Annotated in this window: 16 protein-coding genes; 7 read left to right on the top strand and 9 right to left on the bottom strand. The window is 66.9% G+C overall.

The window, feature by feature from the left end; all coding sequences use genetic code 11:
- The first annotated feature begins 99 nt into the window (after positions 1-99).
- Complete coding sequence (locus A5680_RS07530; protein ID WP_055404973.1) at positions 100-546, top strand: Lrp/AsnC family transcriptional regulator; 447 nt, start codon at positions 100-102, stop codon at positions 544-546.
- Positions 547-674: 128 nt separating this feature from the next.
- The gene (locus A5680_RS07525) at positions 675-1,367 is read left to right on the top strand and encodes a response regulator transcription factor (protein WP_055404972.1); all 693 of its coding nucleotides are present in this window, start codon (positions 675-677) and stop codon (positions 1,365-1,367) included.
- Between the two features lie 35 nt (positions 1,368-1,402).
- Here the strand turns inward: A5680_RS07525 and A5680_RS07520 are convergent, their stop codons facing one another.
- Positions 1,403-2,005, bottom strand: coding sequence for a sigma-70 family RNA polymerase sigma factor (locus A5680_RS07520; RefSeq protein WP_231977582.1), 603 nt, complete (start codon positions 2,003-2,005; stop codon positions 1,403-1,405).
- Between the two features lie 243 nt (positions 2,006-2,248).
- Between A5680_RS07520 and A5680_RS26215 the strand changes: the two genes are divergently transcribed.
- The 3 genes from A5680_RS26215 to A5680_RS07505 all read left to right on the top strand — a co-directional run bounded on the left by A5680_RS26215 (position 2,249) and on the right by A5680_RS07505 (position 4,212).
- A complete protein-coding gene (locus tag A5680_RS26215) occupies positions 2,249-2,602 on the top strand; it encodes a response regulator (RefSeq protein WP_231977581.1) in 354 nt (117 codons plus the stop codon).
- Positions 2,603-2,788: 186 nt separating this feature from the next.
- The gene (locus A5680_RS07510) at positions 2,789-3,088 is read left to right on the top strand and encodes a PE family protein (RefSeq protein ID WP_067817792.1); all 300 of its coding nucleotides are present in this window, start codon (positions 2,789-2,791) and stop codon (positions 3,086-3,088) included.
- Positions 3,089-3,102: 14 nt separating this feature from the next.
- Entirely contained in the window at positions 3,103-4,212 is a 1,110-nt protein-coding gene (locus tag A5680_RS07505; RefSeq protein ID WP_067817789.1) for a PPE family protein, read from the top strand.
- A 118-nt stretch (positions 4,213-4,330) separates the two neighbouring features.
- On the opposite strand, the gene A5680_RS07500 is transcribed toward A5680_RS07505, so the two are convergent.
- The 6 genes from A5680_RS07500 to A5680_RS07475 all read right to left on the bottom strand — a co-directional run bounded on the left by A5680_RS07500 (position 4,331) and on the right by A5680_RS07475 (position 11,938).
- Positions 4,331-4,912: a hypothetical protein gene (locus A5680_RS07500; RefSeq protein ID WP_156675026.1), complete on the bottom strand. Its 582-nt coding sequence runs from the start codon at positions 4,910-4,912 to the stop codon at positions 4,331-4,333.
- A gap of 40 nt (positions 4,913-4,952) precedes the next feature.
- Positions 4,953-5,849 carry a hypothetical protein gene (locus tag A5680_RS07495; RefSeq protein WP_067817784.1) on the bottom strand — a complete coding sequence of 299 codons (897 nt, stop codon included), beginning with the start codon at positions 5,847-5,849 and terminating at the stop codon, positions 4,953-4,955.
- Entirely contained in the window at positions 5,846-7,429 is a 1,584-nt protein-coding gene (locus A5680_RS07490; RefSeq protein ID WP_067817781.1) for a bifunctional 3-(3-hydroxy-phenyl)propionate/3-hydroxycinnamic acid hydroxylase, read from the bottom strand. The genes A5680_RS07495 and A5680_RS07490 overlap by 4 nt, the downstream gene beginning before the upstream one ends.
- Positions 7,426-8,343 carry a fumarylacetoacetate hydrolase family protein gene (locus A5680_RS07485; RefSeq protein WP_067817778.1) on the bottom strand — a complete coding sequence of 306 codons (918 nt, stop codon included), beginning with the start codon at positions 8,341-8,343 and terminating at the stop codon, positions 7,426-7,428. The genes A5680_RS07490 and A5680_RS07485 overlap by 4 nt, the downstream gene beginning before the upstream one ends.
- A gap of 36 nt (positions 8,344-8,379) precedes the next feature.
- The gene (locus A5680_RS07480; RefSeq protein ID WP_067817775.1) at positions 8,380-9,525 is read right to left on the bottom strand and encodes a VOC family protein; all 1,146 of its coding nucleotides are present in this window, start codon (positions 9,523-9,525) and stop codon (positions 8,380-8,382) included.
- A gap of 238 nt (positions 9,526-9,763) precedes the next feature.
- Positions 9,764-11,938, bottom strand: a complete 2,175-nt coding sequence (locus tag A5680_RS07475) for a GAF domain-containing protein (RefSeq protein ID WP_197499740.1) — start codon at positions 11,936-11,938, stop codon at positions 9,764-9,766.
- Positions 11,939-12,491: 553 nt separating this feature from the next.
- Here A5680_RS07475 and A5680_RS07470 point away from each other — a divergent pair.
- Both A5680_RS07470 and A5680_RS07465 read left to right on the top strand, forming a co-directional pair.
- Entirely contained in the window at positions 12,492-13,904 is a 1,413-nt protein-coding gene (locus A5680_RS07470; protein ID WP_231977580.1) for an NAD-dependent succinate-semialdehyde dehydrogenase, read from the top strand.
- 39 nt (positions 13,905-13,943) lie between these two features.
- Positions 13,944-15,644, top strand: coding sequence for an alpha-keto acid decarboxylase family protein (locus tag A5680_RS07465; RefSeq protein ID WP_055404697.1), 1,701 nt, complete (start codon positions 13,944-13,946; stop codon positions 15,642-15,644).
- Between the two features lie 430 nt (positions 15,645-16,074).
- Here A5680_RS07465 and A5680_RS07460 read toward each other — a convergent pair whose 3' ends face one another.
- Both A5680_RS07460 and A5680_RS07455 read right to left on the bottom strand, forming a co-directional pair.
- A complete protein-coding gene (locus tag A5680_RS07460) occupies positions 16,075-17,886 on the bottom strand; it encodes a sulfatase-like hydrolase/transferase (protein ID WP_082970301.1) in 1,812 nt (603 codons plus the stop codon).
- The gene (locus A5680_RS07455; protein WP_055404695.1) at positions 17,879-18,328 is read right to left on the bottom strand and encodes an SRPBCC family protein; all 450 of its coding nucleotides are present in this window, start codon (positions 18,326-18,328) and stop codon (positions 17,879-17,881) included. The genes A5680_RS07460 and A5680_RS07455 overlap by 8 nt, the downstream gene beginning before the upstream one ends.
- Positions 18,329-18,341 lie beyond the last annotated feature (13 nt).

Below are 18,341 nucleotides of genomic sequence, written 5' to 3'. Positions count from 1 at the left end.
TTGACACAATCAAATGCTAATCATTGCGTGTCTAGTCACGATTTATTGCGGTAAAATGGTCTAGGTATCGATTTGTTGCGCTCAGACGGGAGAGGGCTCATGGAGCGGCTCGACGAGACCGACGCCCGCATCCTCGCCGAACTGACCGAGCATGCGCGTGCCACGTTCGCCGAAATCGGTGAGCGGGTGAATCTGTCCGCGCCGGCGGTCAAGCGCCGCGTCGACCGGATGCTCGAGGCCGGCGTCATCAAGGGTTTCACCACGGTCGTCGACCGCAACGCGCTCGGCTGGAACACAGAGGCCTACGTGCAGGTGTTCTGCCACGGCACGATCGCGCCCGATCGGCTGCGGGCGGCGTGGGTGGACATGCCGGAGGTGGTCAGCGCGGCGACCGTGACCGGCACATCGGATGCGATCCTGCACGTGCTGGCCCGCGACATGAGTCACCTGGAGACGGCGCTCGAGCGCATCCGGTCGAGCGCCGACATCGAGCGCAGCGAAAGCATCGTGGTCCTGTCGAACCTGATCGACCGGATGCGCACCTGAGCCGGGTGCTCCACACCAATGACGCGATTTGCGAACGCGGTATCGCATTCGGGGTTCCGCCGATGGTTGATCGCTAGAAAACGCCCATGCAAGATGATTTCTCAGGTGGTAACCCGGGAGGTCAGGCGATGACAACGGAATCAAGCACCGCCGAGGCTGGGACGGCGCCGGCGCAGTTGCGCGCGGTGATAGCCGACGACGAAACCTTGCTACGTGAGGGCCTGGCCAGCCTTTTGGACCGATCCGGGTTCAGCGTGGTGGGGCAGGTCGGCAACGCCGTCGAGCTGCTCGCGTTGGTACGAAAAGCCAATCCCGATGTGGTCGTCGTGGACATCCGAATGCCGCCCACCCACACCACCGAGGGCCTGGAGGCCGCCCGCGCGATCCGTGAGGAGTTGCCCGCCACGGGGATTCTTGTGCTGTCCGCCTATGTAGACGTCGAGCATGCGATGGAGCTATTGGCCAGCGGCCGTGGCATCGGATATCTGCTCAAGAGCCGCGTCACAGACGTCGCCGACTTCGTCGACACCCTGCAGCGGATCGCCAAGGGCGCATCGGTGGTCGATCCGGCGGTCGTACAGGAATTGGTGTCCGGGCGGCGGCGGAATGATCCGTTGGCGGCGCTGTCGCCGCGTGAGCTGGAAGTGCTCGAGCTTATGGCGGAGGGCCGTTCGAACGCCGGAATCGCACGACGGTTATGGGTCACCGAGGGCACGGTTGAGAAACACGTCCGCAGTATCCTCACCAAACTGGGCCTACCGGAAACCGATGACGATCACCGGCGGGTGCGGGCGGTCATCACGTTCCTGGACTCCCGCTGAAGCGCCTTGACCCGAATGAGCAGGCGCTCAACGCCTCACGCGATCTGCGGTTGCCGCCCAGAGTCACCGTAGTCTGCGCCGCAGTCCGCCTGGGCGAGTAGCCACCGCAGTCGGCGCCGTCCGCGATGGAGACGCGACACCACTGTTCCGAGCGGAGTCCCCATCAACGCGGCGATCTCCCGGCAGCTCAGTCCCGCGACATCCGCGTAATAGACCGCCGTCCGAGATTGCGCGGGAAGGGCGCGCATTGCGGCGGCCACCCCCGGGTGGCCGAGGCGCCTCAGCACTTGGTCCTCCGCTGACGGCAGGCCCTTGGGCGAGTGGGCCGCGCTCGTGATCAATTGCGCATCAGTAAGATGATCCGTCGACTGCAACGTCGGACGCCGCTGAACTCGGCGATAGTTGCTGATGTGGGTGTTGATCAGGATCCGATACAGCCAAGCCCCGATGTCTGTCCCTGACCGAAACGAGCCGAACGCCGCGAAGGCCTTGACCAAGGTGTCCTGTACGAGGTCTTCGGCATCGGCATGCTGACTGGTCAGCCGCATGGCCCGGCGGTACAGCTCAGCCATGTGCGGCGTCACCCGTTGTTCGAATTCGGCGGCCGATAGGGCGTCGGCGGTCGACTGTTCTGGCAAAGTCATCATGCACCTTCCTGCAGCGGCTCGCGCCTGTCCGGCGTCATGTCTACGATTGCCGCTGGACCGGCGCCCGTCTGCACCGCTGGCAACCGTCGCGGCTTCCGGTTATCACCCAGACACGCGTGCCAGGTGGCCGGAAAGCGCGAGTCGGCGCAACGCGAATTTCCTGCTAGCTTCCATGCGACGGGTCCGTGGCTGCCCCAGACTGAACTTGTGCGAACTGATCGGCGGACGAGTTGCGTGATTGTCGATGACAATCAGGACTTCCTCGACGCGGCGGCGCAATTGCTTGAACGGCAGGGGATAAGCGTGCTGGCGGTGGCGACATCTTTCGCAGAGGGCTTGCGGCGCGTACAGGAGTTGAGGCCCGACGTCACTCTCGTCGATATCGATCTCGGCGAGGCAAGCGGTTTCGAGATCGTCGAACTGCTGCACCGCGATGGGTCGGGCGCACAGGTGCCAACGATCTTGATTTCTACGCATGCCGAAGAGGATTTCGCGGAGCTCGTCTCTACCAGCTCGGCTCTCGCCTTCATTCCGAAGGCGGACCTGTCAGGCGACGCGATCCGAGGCGCCCTCGGGCTCGGCGAGTAACGGCGGACTCGACCGGCGTGACTGTCCGATGTGGCGGTTGTTGAACCACCTCGAGAATTACAGCTAGCCGGAATCCCATGGGGCCGCTAGCGCCGACGACATCAGCCCCTACCACAGCGATGCTAGGTGTTGAGGTCGCCAATCGGTGATTTCACGCGCCGGCCGAATCACGCACTGGGAGTTCAGATGTCGTTTGTCACCACACAACCCGAAGATCTTACCGCGGCGGCGGGACATCTGGCCGCGATCGGCACGGCGATGGCCGCCATGAATTCGGTTGTGGCACAGCCCACGACGGGGCTGGTGCCTGCGGCGGCTGACGAGGTTTCCGCGCTGGTCGCTGCCGCGTTCGCGGCCCACGGGGCGCTGTTCCAGGAAATCGGGGCACAGGCAGGCGTAATCCACCAGATGTTCGTCGCTACCTTGCAAGCGTCCGCCGGTTCGTACGCCCTCACCGAGGTCGCTAATGCGGCCACGACCCGCTGAACACGGCATTCCGGATGGACTTTCAAGCGCTTCCGCCCGAAATCAACAGCGGCCGCATGTACGCGGGACCGGGGTCGGTTCCGTTGCTGGGCGCCGCGGCCGCGTGGGAGCTGGCGGCCGCGGAGCTGTCTTCTGCGGCGGTCTCCTACTCCGCGGTCATATCCGGGCTCACCGGAAAAGGTTGGCGCGGCCCATCATCGCAGTCGATGGCCGCCGCCGCGGCGGCATACGTGACGTGGATACGCGCCGCCGCATCGCAGGCCGAACAATCGGCCAACCGGGCCCGGTCCGCTGCGTCGGCGTTCGAGGCGGCGTTCGCGGCCACGGTCCCCCCGCCGGTGATCGCGGCAAACCGAGCGCAGCTGGCAATGCTCATCGCGACTGACATTTTGGGCATCAACCTGCCTGCGATCATGGCAACGGAGGCTCAATACGCCGAGATGTGGGCCCAAGATGCGGCCGCCATGTACGGCTACGCCGGCTCTTCGGCCGCCGTGGCGTCGTTGACGCCCTTCCCTGCGCCGCAACGGAACACCAACGCCACCGGGTTGCAATCCCCGGGGGCCGCTACGGCCGGGGCGGCCGGGCCCTCCGTCGACACGATCGTTCAACAGATTCTCAGCGACCTGAACAATGCGTTGGCGCCCGACACCGTGAATTCCGGGATCAGCGCTTTCGCAACGGTCCCCTCCATCGTCTTGTCGGCGTGCTCGACTCTGTCCGGGTCGGGCGCTGCGGCTGCCGACTCCACGGCGGCCGCACTCACCAGGGTGAGCGCGGGACTCAGCCAGGTGGCGACCACGCTTGGCTCGGCCGGCTGGCCACAGGCCGGCGGTGCGGTGTCGGTGGGGCTCGGACGCGCGGCCACCGTCGGAGCCCTGTCGGTGCCACCCGCGTGGAGCGCCTCCGCGTCGCCAAATGCTCTGGCCGCCAGGCCGTTACCGGTGAATCTCGTCAGCGAAACCGATCTTGGCCCGTCGGCTCCCCCGATCGGCTTGGCAAGCACACCGATTAGCCCCTCCACCAGAGGAGGGGCGCCCGGTCAGCCCCCGGCGGCCGAAGGCACAACCCTGCGGTCGTTGATGCGCCCCGACGTGTTGCCGCGCCAGCAGTACGTCGGATAGGTCACCACTGTGCGCACCTGTTGACTGACGAGATGATCGCATGTGGCGATCCGGTCGGCCTGGAGGCCGGTCAAAGACGAAACATATTGGCGAATAGCAGATTTGTTGCGACCGTGGATCAGTTGAGCGGAAACTGCGCAGTCGCGATTCTCTCCCGGAGCACGCGACGGTGCCGTGACCACATCGGCACGTACAAACCGAGTTCTTTGCGCGCTGCCTGCACCACATCCCGACGGTTGACGCTGACGTTCTCGTAGGTCTTCAACGCCGCTCGCTGGCCCTCGGGCATGTTGTGCAACCACCTGTCCAGTCGGTCCATCAACCCGTCGTCGGCCTCCACTTCCCTCACCCACACACCGAGCTGAACCGACTGCTGATAGGCGTAGGCGATGGCCAGATCCGCGGTTAGGTAGTTGCCGGTGAGCGCGAGCTCGCTGATCACCCGGTCGATGGCCTCCGCCTTCTCGGTCAGCAGCTCTCTGCGCTCCTGCGGTGGCAGCGCCTTGAGGATCTCGAGGTCTCGCCCGATCCGCAACGCGTCGGCATACAGCGCTTTCATCTCCTCATAATGGAATCGCTTCTGCCGTGACCTCCGGTCCAGCGAGCCCGTGGCGAAAGCGATGACACCCGCCAACACGACGAAAGCGCCACCCAGCAGCGTGCCCTGGCCGGGAGTCACGTTGTGCCAAAGATCCACCATCCCGGTCATCTTCACCGCCCATCGGTCGTCGCACGAGCTGTCACCGGTGGGCAAGGGCTAGGCCGGTGAGGCCGTATCCCAGGTGCACCAGCTCGGTATCGACGCCCGCGTCGACGTTGACATAGCGGATGCCCCCGCCAAGATCTCCGACATAGAACTCCGAGTCAGAAAGGGCCGCTACCCCGATCGCCTCGTGATATCCGCGAGACAGAATCTGGGCCGGACCAAGCACCGGCTGCACTGTCGACCGGTTGAGCGTGTTGCCGTCCGGCTCGGCGCCGCGGTCGGTCCACACCAACGTCGTACCTCCGAGAAGGTGCAGATCGATAGGCTCGGGCAGGTCATGGTAAAGCAGCTCGACGTCGTCACGATGCTGCGGACTGACGCCGGCCGACAGCTCGAGCGGAGCGCGAAATATCCTGCCTTCACCGGCTTTTGGTGCACCCTTTTGCGTCCAGTAAAGCAGGCGACGATCCAGATCGACGGCGATGCCGACACAGTGGTTGGCGATCGTGCGCGCCTCCTTGTCCCCTACGGCCGCGACCACCAAGGGACGCAGGTCACTGCCGTCGAGGTTGCAGGACAGCACCTGCATGCCTTCCCGGTCACACCAATACAGCACGCCGGCCTCGAAATCGGCGGTGAGCTGCTTGCCGGTCGTGAACGCTCCGCGCGGCACGATGGTGACCCGATTACCTCCGTCGAGGTCGGCACGTTCAAGTGATCCGTTGCGGGCGTACGCGACTTCCGAACGTGGGTCGCCCCCTGGATCCGGGGCGCCCATGTTCGTCCAATACACATGGCCGCGTGACTCGTCGACCACGATGCCGTCGGGCCGCTCGTCGAGGCCGGTGATCAGGGTCCGCACGCGGGCGCCGTCCAACGACACCGCCTGCAATTCCTGTTTGCCATCATTGAGCACCAGTAGCTCGGTCATCGGCGTTCCCTCTCGGTTACATCGACGTGGTCCACCGCGAACGTGGGCACGGCGTCGCAAAGCGTCTGAAGATCCTTGCCCGCCCGCATCACCGCGCCATCAGGCCGAATGATTGCCGCGGTCGCCCTGCCGCCCCGCAGCCAGCGACCGAGTTGGCTGTCACCCGACACCGTGATGAAGGTCGCTCCGCGGCGGCCGAGCTTCTCCTGCTGCGCGGTGCTCAGTGGTGCGGAGCTGACGACCGCGAACCGGTTGCCGATGACCTGGTCGAGGTGCCGGCCGTCGCCCAGCGTCGGGTTAGGGCACAGCGTTCCGGCCAACTGCCCCGGCAAGCGGGACTTGACCACCAGAGACGACCTGCGCAGGCCCGGGGCGACACCATCGGCGGCGCTGGTCCGCGTGCCGGGCAGGCGCAGGCTCTGCACGCGCGGGAACACCACGTGCCGAACCAGGTCGCCGGCCGCGCCTCCCCCTGTCATCGCCGCGCCCACCGACACGGCCATCAAGATCATCGCCGCGGCGTGTGCTTTGCGCTCCTGTTCGTATGTGTCGAGTGCGCTCTCCGGCAGCGAATTGGCAAGCACGCCAGCAACTTTCCAACTCAGGTTCAAAGCGTCACGAAGACCAGCCGCCATGCCTTGGCCAACGAACGGCGGAGTGAGATGCGCGGCGTCACCGAGAATGAACACATTTCCGTCCCGCCAGCGACTGGCCACCTTCGCGCGGAACGTGTACGCCGTCACGCGCACGAGTCGTAACTCTTCGGCGGCCACGTCGCCCAGCCACGGCCTGATCAACGGTTCGATGCGTTCGATGGTTTGATAGTCGGCGGCGGTCTCCCCGTCGAGCAGCCGGAATTCCCAACGGTGACGGGTCTGCCCGACACGCATGTACGTGCCGGCACGCTCGAGGCTGCACAGCTGGTGGCAGCCCTCCCACTGACCTAGTTCGGCTTCCGTATCGACGTCGATGACCAACCAGTCCTGCTGAAACGACGGCCCGTACATGTGTGAACCGATGGACGCACGCACCATGCTGTTGGCACCGTCGCAGCCGAACACGTAGCCGGCCTCGACGGACTGCTCGCCGCCGCGCACGCGGTCGAGGAAGCTGACCCGGACGCGGCCGGATCTGTTCTGGGTGACTGCCGTGACCTCGACGTCACCCTTCAACACCACGTGGGGGTACTGCTTGAGGTTGGCGCGCATCATCGCTTCCAACTCCGGTTGGTCGAACATGTTCATCTGCGGATAGCCGTTGGCGCTGGGCTGCGGACTGCGCTTCAACTCCGCCAGCACTTGCAAATCCTTGTCCAGCAAGCGAAGTCCGAGAGCGGGGCGCCGGTGTGCGGCGAATTCGTCGCCAACGCCCAGCCGGGCCAGGATGCGGTAGATCTCGTCATCGGCGTGCACAGCCCGCGGCAACGGGTAGACCGACTCGTGGCGGTCGAGCACCAGCGTCGGAATGCCGTATTGACCGAGCAGCGTCGCGGCGGTGATTCCGGTGGGCCCGGCACCGATGATGATTACCGGTACGAAGTCCGGCAGTGCCGTCGGGGCGCCGTGGAGTTGTGCGTTCATGCGTAGACCACCTTGTTGCGTTGGGTGCCGAGGTCGAGGGCGCCGTCGTCGGTGGCCACCGTGGCCTCCACGACGTCGCCGTGGTGCAGGTAGTTCGGGTTCTTCGCCTGGTCGGCAAGGAACGTCATCAGATCCATCTGGTGCGGGTTCTCGACTCCCCGCGCGGTGAGCGCGGTGCCGACCGGGGTGCCGGTGAGGATCAGGTCGCCGGCCTCCACCTTCTGGAACCGGGCCAGCGCCTGCAGCGCCTCGACGGGCGAGTAGAGCATGTCGCCGTCGACCACCATGTTCTGCCGCAGTTCGCCGTTGACCCGCAACTGCAGCCGCAGGTCGCCGAAGCGCTTGAGCTCATCGGCGTCGACCAGCACCAGCGCGGGCCCGACCGGGGTGAACGTCGGGTACGACTTCGACTCGAAGAACTGCTGTTTGGTCAGTTGCACGTCGCGCGCCGACACGTCGTTGGTCACGACCAGCCCGTGGACGAACTCGGCCAGGTTGGCTTCGGTCACCTCCGTGCCCACCGGGATCTCGCGGCCGATCAGCAGGCCGATCTCGAGCTCGTAGTCCAGCAGTCGCACGTGGGGGGGCTTGACGATGTCGCCGAACGGACCGGTGACCGACCCGGAGGCCTTGCGGAAGAAGGTCAGCGGAGTCTTGCCCGGGTCGCGCCCGACGTCACGGACGTGCGAGGCGTAGTTGGTGGCCTGTGCCACGAGCCGGCACGGCGTGGTGACCGGCGAGAGCAGTGCGAGGTTCGCCACCGGCACGGTGTCGGTGGAGGCCACGGCGTCGTCGATGGCACGGCGGTCGGCGAGCAGCTGCGCGGTGGTGGTCGCGTCGGTGCGGATGCGGGCGGCGCCGGCAGCGGTTTGCACCCACCACCCGTCGGCGGTGTGCAGGATGGAGATGGACATGTGCGGATCCTTCCGTTTGGGTTGGGTGAGGGGTTTTCAGGACTTGGCTACGTCGAACAGCCCACGCAGTGCGGAGCGGTCAAACTCGTTGTCGTGGCGCAGCGCCGCGAGCATCAGGCCGAGTTCGCGGGCCGCTTCACCGGGTGAACCAACGCCGAGGAAGTCCTTGCTCGGCGGGGGGCCCCATTGATAGAGGCCCGATGCCGACAAGGGGGCCCAACCCGGCTCCAGCGTGTTGTCGAACATGTCACCGTCGGCGTAGTGCTCGACCAGGAAGCCGCCCTCCGGGTCACGCCAGTAGTCGAAGATCTGGCTGCCCTGGATGTGGCGACCGATGCCCCAAGACCGGAAATACCCTTGCTCGCGCAGGTATTCGCCGCCCGCCGCGAGCGCATCGAGGTCGGCGACCTGATACGCGGAGTGCACGTAGCGGTGGGTCGGGCCTAATGCCATCGCGAGCGTGTGGTGGTCAGCAGGGACCGACCCGCGGTCGCAGCGGATGAAGCTCATGACCGGTCCGCGCTCACGCTGGCCCGGGTAGTAGCAGAAGTCACTGACGATCAGACCCAGATGGTCCAGGTACCAGTTCAGCGCCTCGATGTACTTCGGCGTCTGCAGCACGATGTGTCCGAGCCGCTGCACGCGCGCGGGCACCCGGGGGGGACGCTGAGTCGCGTTGGCTCGCAGCGTGTCATGGCTTGCGCCGAAATTGAATAGGTGCGGTTTCTGGGACGGCAGCTCCGGCAACTCGTGTACGCCCGAGACCACTCGCAGTGCGATGCCACTGGGGTCGACGAGGTTGACGGTCACCCCGCCAATCGTCTCGGGTAGTGCCCGCACAGCGGCCCCGGTTGCGTCGGCCAGCCGCAGCAGGTCGGAGGGCTCGGCGGCGACGAAGGCCGGCCCGACGAAGCGGGAACGGGAACCGCGGCGGATCAGCACGCAGGGCGCGCCGGGATCGCTGCCCCGCAGGTGCAACTCGTTATCGGTGCGCAGCACAATGCTGAAACCGAATGCCAGCGCGAACGTTTCGGCCTTCTGCAGGTCGGGCTTCTCGAATTCGAGCCAGACCACGTCGTGAACCTTGATCACGGGGTTGGCCGAACGCCCCGGGTGTTCCCCGGGCAGGGCGCCCTGCTCGCTGTGCAGGCCGTTGTGCGGGCCGCTCAATTGCTCGGTCATTGCGCGTCTCCTGAGAACGTGTGCATGATGCTCCTTCTCCGAAAAGGCTTTGGTGCCACGGATTTCGACGGACACGGTGTCGTGTACCGCGTTCGTCAGCAAGCTTGCCGTCCGGGAGCGGGTCTGTCGTTGCCGCTGGCGGCAATCGTCATCCCCTGCTAGCAGGTATCGACGGGTCTAGATCGTCACATTGCGCCGCTCGGCAGTGGGAGATCCTCTGAGTCAGCGCGGAATGGAGTTACGGTTGGCCCGCCTGGACGGGAATCGTGATCTCGATTGCCGTGCCGGCGCCTGCCGGACTCACCACGCGCATTTGGCCGCTGAGCGCCTCGATGCGGTCCTTGAGTCCCGTCAGCCCCGAGCCCTTCCCGGCGTCAGCGCCACCGATCCCGTCGTCGGAGATGAACAGCGCGAGGCTCTCACCGGTGGCATGCGCGCGCACCGCCACGTGGGTGGCCTGCGCGTGCTTGGCCGCGTTGGCCAGTGCCTCCGCAACCACGTAGTAGGCGGCGACCTCGACGGAGTCGGGCAGTCGTTGCTCGATCCCGACCTCGAGATCGACTGGCACCGTTGAGCGGCGGGCCAGTGTCTTCAGCGCCGCGGCCAACCCGCCGGTCGACAAAATCGCCGGATGGATGCCCCGTGATATCTCCTGCAGCTCCTGGAATACACCGTTCAGCCCGGATACCGCTTCCGCGAGAACGTTTTTCACATCATCTTGCTCGGGCGGCACCGATTCCTCCGCCAGCCGCAGCTTGAGGCCGAGTGAGATCAGCCGCTGCTGGGCACCGTCGTGGATGTCGCGCTCGAGCCGGCGGCGGGCGTGATCGGCGGCGGCCACGATCCTCGCCCGGGAGGCGATCAGCTCCTCGCGCGTGGTGGCGGCGGCGATCGCCGTCGCCACCAGCTCGGCGAATTCCGCGATGCGCTCCTCGGTATCCGGCGGCAGCGGGTCGGGATCGTTGGTCGCCACCACGGCTATTCCCCACACCCGCTCGTCCACCACGATCGGGGCACCGGTACGCGACCGGATGCCCAACTGTCGAATGCGCTCGGCGATGGGCCCCCGGGCGCCGTCCCAGCTGTCCATGCGCGCCGCGCGGCGCGTGCGCAACACCCTCGACGAGACGTTGTCACCCTCGGTGCTGAGGCGCTCACCGACTGACAGGTGGGGCACTCCTGGGGCTCCGAATGAGGCGACGACGACGATCGCCGCCCCGTCGTCCTCGAACCGGAGCACCTCGGCGTTGGCCACATTCAGGCAACCGGCCATCTCTTCGGCGACGGCCGTAAACACCTCGGACTGCGTCACCCCCCGCGCGACCAGCGTGGCGACCCGGCGTAGGGCGGCCTGCTGTCTGGCCAACACGCTGAGGTTGTCGGCGAGCTCGCGCAGGTTGTCCCGGCTGGCCTGCAGTTGGGCCCGGGTGGCGGCGTTGGCGATCGCCGTCGCGACCAATTCCGCGAAGTCAACCAGCCGGGCCTCTGTGTCGGGCGGCAGCGGGCCGGAGCGCGAAGCCACGCCCGCCACACCCCACAACGTTCCCGCCACCACGATCGGGACGGCGACCATCGATTGAATGCCGAGTTCGCGGATGAATGCGCCTGTGGGACCGGCCGCTTGGTCGTGGCTGTCCAGCCGGGCGGGCCGGCCGGTGCGACGCACCATGGGGGCGACGTGATCCCCGCCCATCGCGAACCGCTCACCAACGGCCGGCGGATTGGGCAATTCACGCTCGGCGCGCCCGAGGGCCTCGACGACAATCTCATCGCCGTCGAACCGAGCCACCGTTGCGTTGTAGGCGTCCAGGCAGTCAGCCATCTCTTCGGCGACGGCGTTGAACACGGCCGCCGGGTCGGCCTCCCGGGCGACCAGTTCGGCCACTCGGCGCAATGCCGTCTGCTGCCGGGCCAGCTGCCGCAAGTTCTCGCGGCTGGCATCGAGCTGTTCTCGTGCCGCCGTGTTGGACAGCGCGGTCGCCACCAGTTCGGCGAAATCCGCCATGCGAGTTTCGGTATCGGCCGGTAGCGGTCCGGTTGGCGAGGCCACCGCGATAACGCCCCACAGCCGCCCGCCCACGACGATGGGCACGGCCACCATGGATTTGATGCCGATGTCACGGATCCGGGCCGCCGCCGCACCGGCCACGTGGTCGTGGTTGTCCACCCGGGCGGGATGGCCGGTGCGCCGAATGATCGCCGCGACGTGATCACCGTCCAGCGGAAACCGATCACCGACCGCCGGCGGGTTTGGCAACTGGGGTTCCGGCCGGCCAATCGCCGCAATGACGATGTCATCGCCGTCGTAGCGGGCCACGGTAGCGTTGTGCGCTCCCAGACAGTCGGCCATCTCTTCAGCCACCGCGTTGAACACGACCGCGGGGTCGGCCTCGCGGGCCACGAGTTCGGCCACCCGACGCAAAGCCGTCTGCTGTCGAGCGAGTTCACTCAGACTATTGCGGCCGGCTTGCTCCTCAGCCCGGTCGGACGTCAACAATCGCCGCAGCCGCGCAGCGGTCCATCGCGGGCTACCCATCGGGTCGGCGCCCGTGAAAAATCGCCTCGGGAAATCTCCCGCGCCCGGATGATGCCGGAGCGGCATCATGTCAGTATCTATCTTCCGGGCGCGGAGTAAACCCCTTCCACACGACTAGCACCGTGCCCGCCGCAACGCATCCGGCCGGCCCCCCAAGACGGGGCGTGTCGAGCCTCTCGGACGAGGCGCGGCGCGCCATCGGCGCTGGCGCGCGCCGATGCGGCCAACGGTGGTGCGCCACAGCAACAGTCAGGGGCGAACGCGGCTCGGCGGGCACATTACCTGCTGGCGGTAATGACTGTTTGGTGGTGACCGTAACGACATGCCTTCACCCCGTCCGCATGCTGTTAACAGCACGCGACAGCAGGGCCTGCCGCGTAATCGCTTCGAAATGGCTGTATTTCACCGATGAAATGCAGCTTCCCTGCTGGTGGGTAAAACGATGGAGGACACCATGGCATACCGGACCGTCAACCCGTTCAACAACGAGGTGATCGCCACCTTCGACGACCTGACCGACGCGGAGGCGATGAACCTTCTCGACCAGGCGCAGAAGACCTTTGAGTCGTGGAGCCAGACGTCGTACGCCGAGCGCGCCGCGTTGTGCCGGCGTGCCGCCGCGGTGCTCACGGAGCGGCCCGACGAGTTCGCCCGCCTGCTGACGCTGGAAATGGGCAAGCTCTACAAAGAGGCCCTCGGTGAGGTGGCGTTGAGCGCGCACATCTTCGCCTACTACGCGGAGAACGCGGAGAAGTTCCTTGCGCCCGAGCGCATCGACACGCTCAGCGTCAACGACAACGCGATGCTCGTCAGCCAACCGCTCGGGGTGATCCTGGGCGTGCAGCCGTGGAACTTCCCCTTCTACCAGCTGGCGCGGGTGGCGGCCCCCAACCTGATGGCCGGCAACGTCGTCATGGTCAAGCACGCCTCCAACGTCCCGCAGGCCGCCGCCGCCTTCGAGCGGTTGCTGCTCGAGGCGGGTTTCCCCGAGGGCGCCTACACCAACCTGTTCGCAACCAAGGAGCAGATCAACCTGCTGATCGACGACCCGCGCGTGCGCGGTGTGTCGCTGACCGGCAGCGAGGGCGCCGGCAGCGTCGTCGCGGCCCGGGCCGGAAAGAACCTCAAGAAGTCGACGATGGAGCTGGGCGGTTCGGACGCGCTGATCGTGCTGGACGACGCCGACCTGGACAAGACCGTCCCGTGGGCGGTGTGGGGCCGGATGAACAACGGCGGTCAGTGCTGCGTCGCCTCCAAGCGGATCATCGTCGCAGAGGAGATCGCCGACGAGTTCCTCGAGAGGTTCTCCGCGGCGCTGGCGGAGCTCAAGGCCGGCGACCCGTTCGACGAGGCGACGACCCTGCCGCCGATGTCGAGCCAGGGCGCGGCCGACGAGCTGAACTACAAGATCAAGGCCGCGGTCGAGGCGGGCGCCACCGCCATCCCGCTCGGTGAGCCGGTGCCCACCACCGGCGCGTTCGTGCAGCCGACCATCCTGACCGACCTGACCCCGGACAACCCGGCCTACTACCAGGAGTTCTTCGGACCCGTCGCGCTCTTCTTCCGCGCCACCAGCGAGGACGACGCCGTGCGGCTGGCCAACGACTCGCACTTCGGGCTCGGCGGTTCGGTCTTCACGCAGGACCCGCAGCGCGGGGTCGAGGTGGCCAAACGGATCGAGACCGGCATGGTCTTCGTCAACCACCCCACCTGGACCAAGCCGGACCTGCCCTTCGGCGGCGTCAAGCTGTCGGGCTACGGGCACGAACTGTCCAGCATCGGCATCGCGGAGTTCGTCAACAAGAAGCTCATCAACGTCGTCCCGATCGACGCGCCCGAGTAGACCAATTCCCAAGTGGCTCAACGCAAAAGGAACGCAATCATGGCTGACTTCACCGTGGGGAAGTACCTCGCGAAAAGATTCGAGCAGATCGGACTCAAGCACTACTTCATGGTGCCCGGGGACTACAACCTCGTCCTGCTCGACGAGCTGCTGGAGAACGAGAACGTCGAGCAGATCGGCTGCTGCAACGAGCTCAACGCCGCCTACGCCGCCGAGGGCTACGCCCGGGCGAACGGGGTCGGCGCCGTGCTCACCACCTTCAACGTCGGGGCGTACTCCGCGCTGAACGGGGTGGCCGGCGCCCACGCCGAACGCCTGCCGGTGATCATGGTGTCGTCGAGCCCCAACACCAACGACGCGGGTGAGAACCACATCCTGCACCACACGGTGGGCACGCACGACTTCACCGCGCAATACGAGGTGTTCCGCCAGGTGACCTGCGCGGCGGTGCGCATCCAGCACCCCGACAACGCGCCCGCCATGATCGACTACGCGATCAGCACCGCGCTGCGCGAGCGCAAGCCCGCCTACATCGAGATCCCGTGCAACCTGTCGGCCGCGCCGTGTGCCGCTCCGGCTCCGTTCGCGGAGTTGCCCGACTGGCAGCCGAGCAACGCGCGCACGCTCGCCGACGCCGTCGCGCGGGCCACCGACCTCATCGCCCAGGCGAAGAAGCCGATCCTGCTGGCCGGGGTGCACCTGCGCTCCTACGGCGCCATCGACGCCTTCCGCGAGCTGGCCGAGACGCTGGGCTGCGCGGTGGCGGTGATGCCGAACGCCAAAGGCTTCTTCCCCGAAGATCACCCGCAATACGCCGGGATCTACTGGGGTGAGGTGAGCAGCCCGCAGTGCCAGGCCATCGTCGACTGGTCCGACCTGATCGTGGCCGCGGGACCGGTGTTCAACGACTACACCACGGTTGGCTACAGCGCGTTGCCGCCGCGGAAGCGCATGATCAACGCCGAGCCCCGGGTCGTGCGGTTCCCCGACGCGGAGTTCACCGGAGTGGCGCTGGCCGACTTCCTGTCCGACCTCGCAAAGAAGGTGCAAGCCAACGACGCGACCCTGACGCAGTACAAGCGCCTCAGGGGTACGGCAGCGGTGGCGCCCCGGCCGGCGACCGACGACCCGTCGGCGCCGCTGAGCCGGGTCGAGATGTGGCGCCAGATCGAGGAAGAGCTGGACTCCAACACCACCTTGTTGGTGGAGACCGGTGACTCCTGGCTCAACGGCATGTACACGCGACTGCCCGGTGGCGCCCGGTTCGAGATCGAGATGCAGTGGGGCTCGATCGGCTGGTCCGTGCCGGCCAGCTTCGGCTACGCGATGGGGCTCGAGGACGACCGTCGGCTGGTCTCGGTCATCGGCGACGGATCGTTTCAACTGACGGCCCAAGAGGTTTCGAACATGATCCGCCACCGGCAGGAGATCGTGATCTTTCTGGTCAACAACCGCGGGTACGTGATCGAGTCGGCGATCCACGACGGTCCCTACAACTACTACAAGAATTGGGATTACGCCGGTCTGGTCGATGTGTTCAACGCGGAGGACGGCGGCGGCCTGGGGCTGAAGGCAACCACCGCAGCGGAATTGGCCGAGGCGATCGAGAAAGCACACGCCCACAAGGGCGGTCCGGTGCTGATCGAATGCGAGATCCCCAACGACGACGCCAGCCCCGAGCTGATCTCGTGGGGATCGAAAGTGGCGCGGGTCAATTCGCGCCCGGATCCGCGGTTCTGACGAGAGAGCTGACGCGAGAGGCTCGCCGATAGGTGGGGGGGCCGGCGGCGCGCCGCAAAGCGCATGATGCTGCCGGTCCCTCGCCGCGGCATCCGTAGGTCGGCACGAGCGCAGCGTTTAGCACGGCCTAAGGCGATCTAACTTACTTTCGCAGGCCCCTAGACTCACCGAGCTCCATGGTGCCCGGATGAGACACCAGCACGTAACCGGCGCAGCCCCACACAATCGGAACAATCGCGAACAGGCCGTACATCGCTGTCATGACGTCCCCTTTTGTCAGATGCAAGAGCCTTGCGCATCCTGCTCGATGCCTCTCAGACTCGCCCTCTGCGACAGCGATGTCGCCGCGGCTAACCCCCATCGACCGGGCCCACTAGCGGGAGAACTCGCTACCTGCCAGCAGGCATGGCTGAGCGGAGCTGGCCGCGATTCAGCGACCGAGGATGGCCGTCACAAGACGCCTTAGCGTCGACGGCGGTGTCGAGGGAGGTCGGCGAGATGCGTACGGCCAGGGCCGGTTCCGCTCGGGAACGGAATCGGCGCGGGCGTGCTTGAGCCGAGTCCGCAGGTGCTGACGCAGGGCATGGAGGTCCGGATCGGTCCACCGGTTGATCGCTTCGATCGAGTCGTCCGTCAGGTCGTACAGCTCCCATTGGTCGTCGAGGGGGGACGTCCGATACGCCTCGCCGCCAAGCCCGTTGGCCGCCAGTTGCCGGACGCCCGGTTCCGTCCAGGTACTCGGATCGTCGAAGGTGCGGACCAGCTTCCACAGATGGCCGGCGCCACCGGAAACCGTCGGCTCGTCGACGCGGATCACCAAACCCTCGAAGTTGGTGGCGGTGTGGGCCGGGACCCGGATGCGCAGCGGCGCGGGCGGATTGACCGTCCGCTTCAGCCGGCGGGCCAATCCCGAAGCGCCACTGTCCCCTTCGAGCATGTTGTCCCGGGTCATCAGGTAGACGGCGCGGGCCTCGTCGGCCGGGGCACCGTCGACGATCGGCATGAGGTCACGCCCGGGGAGTCCATGCACTTCCGAGAACGACTCGGCCAGCACGGCGGCCGCCGCCGCGACGTCGACGCCCGCGGCGGCCAACAGGGTGGGGACCACGTCGACGTGTGAGGTCGGCGCCGTGACGACCCGTGGCCGCGTCGAGCGCTCGCCGACGCGCGCGATGACGAAGGGCACGCGGGTGGCCTCGTCGTACAGGTTGAACCATTTCTGGTGCAGCCCCCCATGCGCGCCCAGCAGATCGCCGTGGTCGGCCGTGCGCACCAATACCGCGTCGCCCGAACCACTCTCGGTGACGGCCCGCCTGACCCGATCGATCGGTCCGTCCACCTCGGCGTGCAGCCGGTAGTACAGGTCGCGGTAGCGCTGCGCATCGCGCCGGTAGGTTCGCTCGATCGCCGCCGCGGGACCGTAGCCGGAGTAGTAGGCCTCGCGGAAGGCGATCTGCGCCGCCGGTTTCTCCGACAGGTCCTCGTTCGCGGTGGGCGCGGCGGGAACCGCGGGTGGATCGAGCGGCGAGGGCTTGACCGGGCCCCGCCGCGACCAGGTTGGGAACAGCACGATGTCGTGAGGATTGACGAAGCTGGCGACCAGGAGGAAGGGCCGCAGGGCGGCCGGGTCGCCGTCGCGGCGGCGGGCGTAGCGGTCGGTGAGCCACGCGACCACCCGGTCGGCGATCAGCGGGTCGCGGCGGATGCCGGCGTCGGCGAGTGCCGCCCCGTGCGGCTCCGGGCCGACCCAACCGGAGAACCCGTACGGCCCCAGCGGGTCTGCGTCCAGGTAGCGCCGCACCGCGGCGGCGTCGACGACACCGTTCTCGTCATTGGTGGCCAGCGGCCGAGAAGTCTGCGGGTCGATGAGGTCGGCGTGCGAGATGTGCCACTTGCCGTCGTAGTGGGTGTCGTATCCGGCCGCGCGGAACCAGTTGCCGAGCGTGGGGACCTCGCCCTGGCGGAGCCAGCGCATGCGCGAATCGTCGGCCGTCTTGCCGATGCCGTCGGTTTGGGTGACGCCGTGCAGGTCGGGGTAGTGCCCGGTGAAAATCGTTGGGCGGCTTGGCACGCAGGCCAGCGAGCCGGTGTAGTGCCGGGTGAAACTGACGCCGTGGTCGTCGAACCACTTGCGGCCGGTCAGCGTCCGGTCGCGCCAGGCGAGCACGTCGGGAGCCTCGTACGGCGGCACCGCGCGTTCCTCGTCGGTCATGATGACGATGACGTCGGGGCGATCAGACACGGGCATGCTCCAATCGATTCGCGAGCCCGGCGAGCATCACCGCGGACTGCCGTGCCAGGACGCGGCACAGGAGCCGCTCGGCGACCCTTTGCGTTGAGCGCGGCCCGATTTCGACGGTGCTGGTCAGCGTCACCAGGGTGTCCGCGGCGGCCGGTTCCAGCGTCCAGCGGTTGGCCACCCGGCGCAGGCGGCTGGGCAAGCCCTCGATGTCATAGCCGAGGGCGCGGGGCGGGTCGAACTCAGTGATGCGCTCGACGAGGGCGTCGCGCTTGACCTGCACTCGCCGGGTGGTGCCGACCGGGTTTCCGTCCGGTCCGGAATACAGGATGCACGAGTGGTCGACGTTGCCGGCCCAGGAACTGATGGACCCGAAGTCCGCGAGCGTTTCCCAGATGTCGCCGATGCGCGCCGCGATGGTGCGGGTCCGGTGAATGTCGGCCACGCGCTCACGCTAC

Origin of the sequence: Mycobacterium sp. E2989 (assembly GCF_001667595.1) — a bacterium.
Lineage (GTDB): Bacteria > Actinomycetota > Actinomycetes > Mycobacteriales > Mycobacteriaceae > Mycobacterium.
The sequence above is the reverse complement of the archived record's forward strand: the minus strand, read 5'-3'. Positions and strand labels throughout refer to the sequence as shown.

Bases quoted from the DNA above. Each gene is read 5' to 3' on its own strand.
- A5680_RS07530 (WP_055404973.1), top strand. From the start codon at position 100: ATGGAGCGGCTCGACGAGACCGACGCCCGCATCCTCGCCGAACTGACC.
- A5680_RS07525 (WP_055404972.1), top strand. From the start codon at position 675: ATGACAACGGAATCAAGCACCGCCGAGGCTGGGACGGCGCCGGCGCAG.
- A5680_RS07510 (WP_067817792.1), top strand. From the start codon at position 2,789: ATGTCGTTTGTCACCACACAACCCGAAGATCTTACCGCGGCGGCGGGA.
- A5680_RS07505 (WP_067817789.1), top strand. From the start codon at position 3,103: ATGGACTTTCAAGCGCTTCCGCCCGAAATCAACAGCGGCCGCATGTAC.
- A5680_RS07500 (WP_156675026.1), bottom strand. From the start codon at position 4,912: ATGGTGGATCTTTGGCACAACGTGACTCCCGGCCAGGGCACGCTGCTG.
- A5680_RS07495 (WP_067817784.1), bottom strand. From the start codon at position 5,849: ATGACCGAGCTACTGGTGCTCAATGATGGCAAACAGGAATTGCAGGCG.
- A5680_RS07490 (WP_067817781.1), bottom strand. From the start codon at position 7,429: ATGAACGCACAACTCCACGGCGCCCCGACGGCACTGCCGGACTTCGTA.
- A5680_RS07485 (WP_067817778.1), bottom strand. From the start codon at position 8,343: ATGTCCATCTCCATCCTGCACACCGCCGACGGGTGGTGGGTGCAAACC.
- A5680_RS07480 (WP_067817775.1), bottom strand. From the start codon at position 9,525: ATGACCGAGCAATTGAGCGGCCCGCACAACGGCCTGCACAGCGAGCAG.
- A5680_RS07465 (WP_055404697.1), top strand. From the start codon at position 13,944: ATGGCTGACTTCACCGTGGGGAAGTACCTCGCGAAAAGATTCGAGCAG.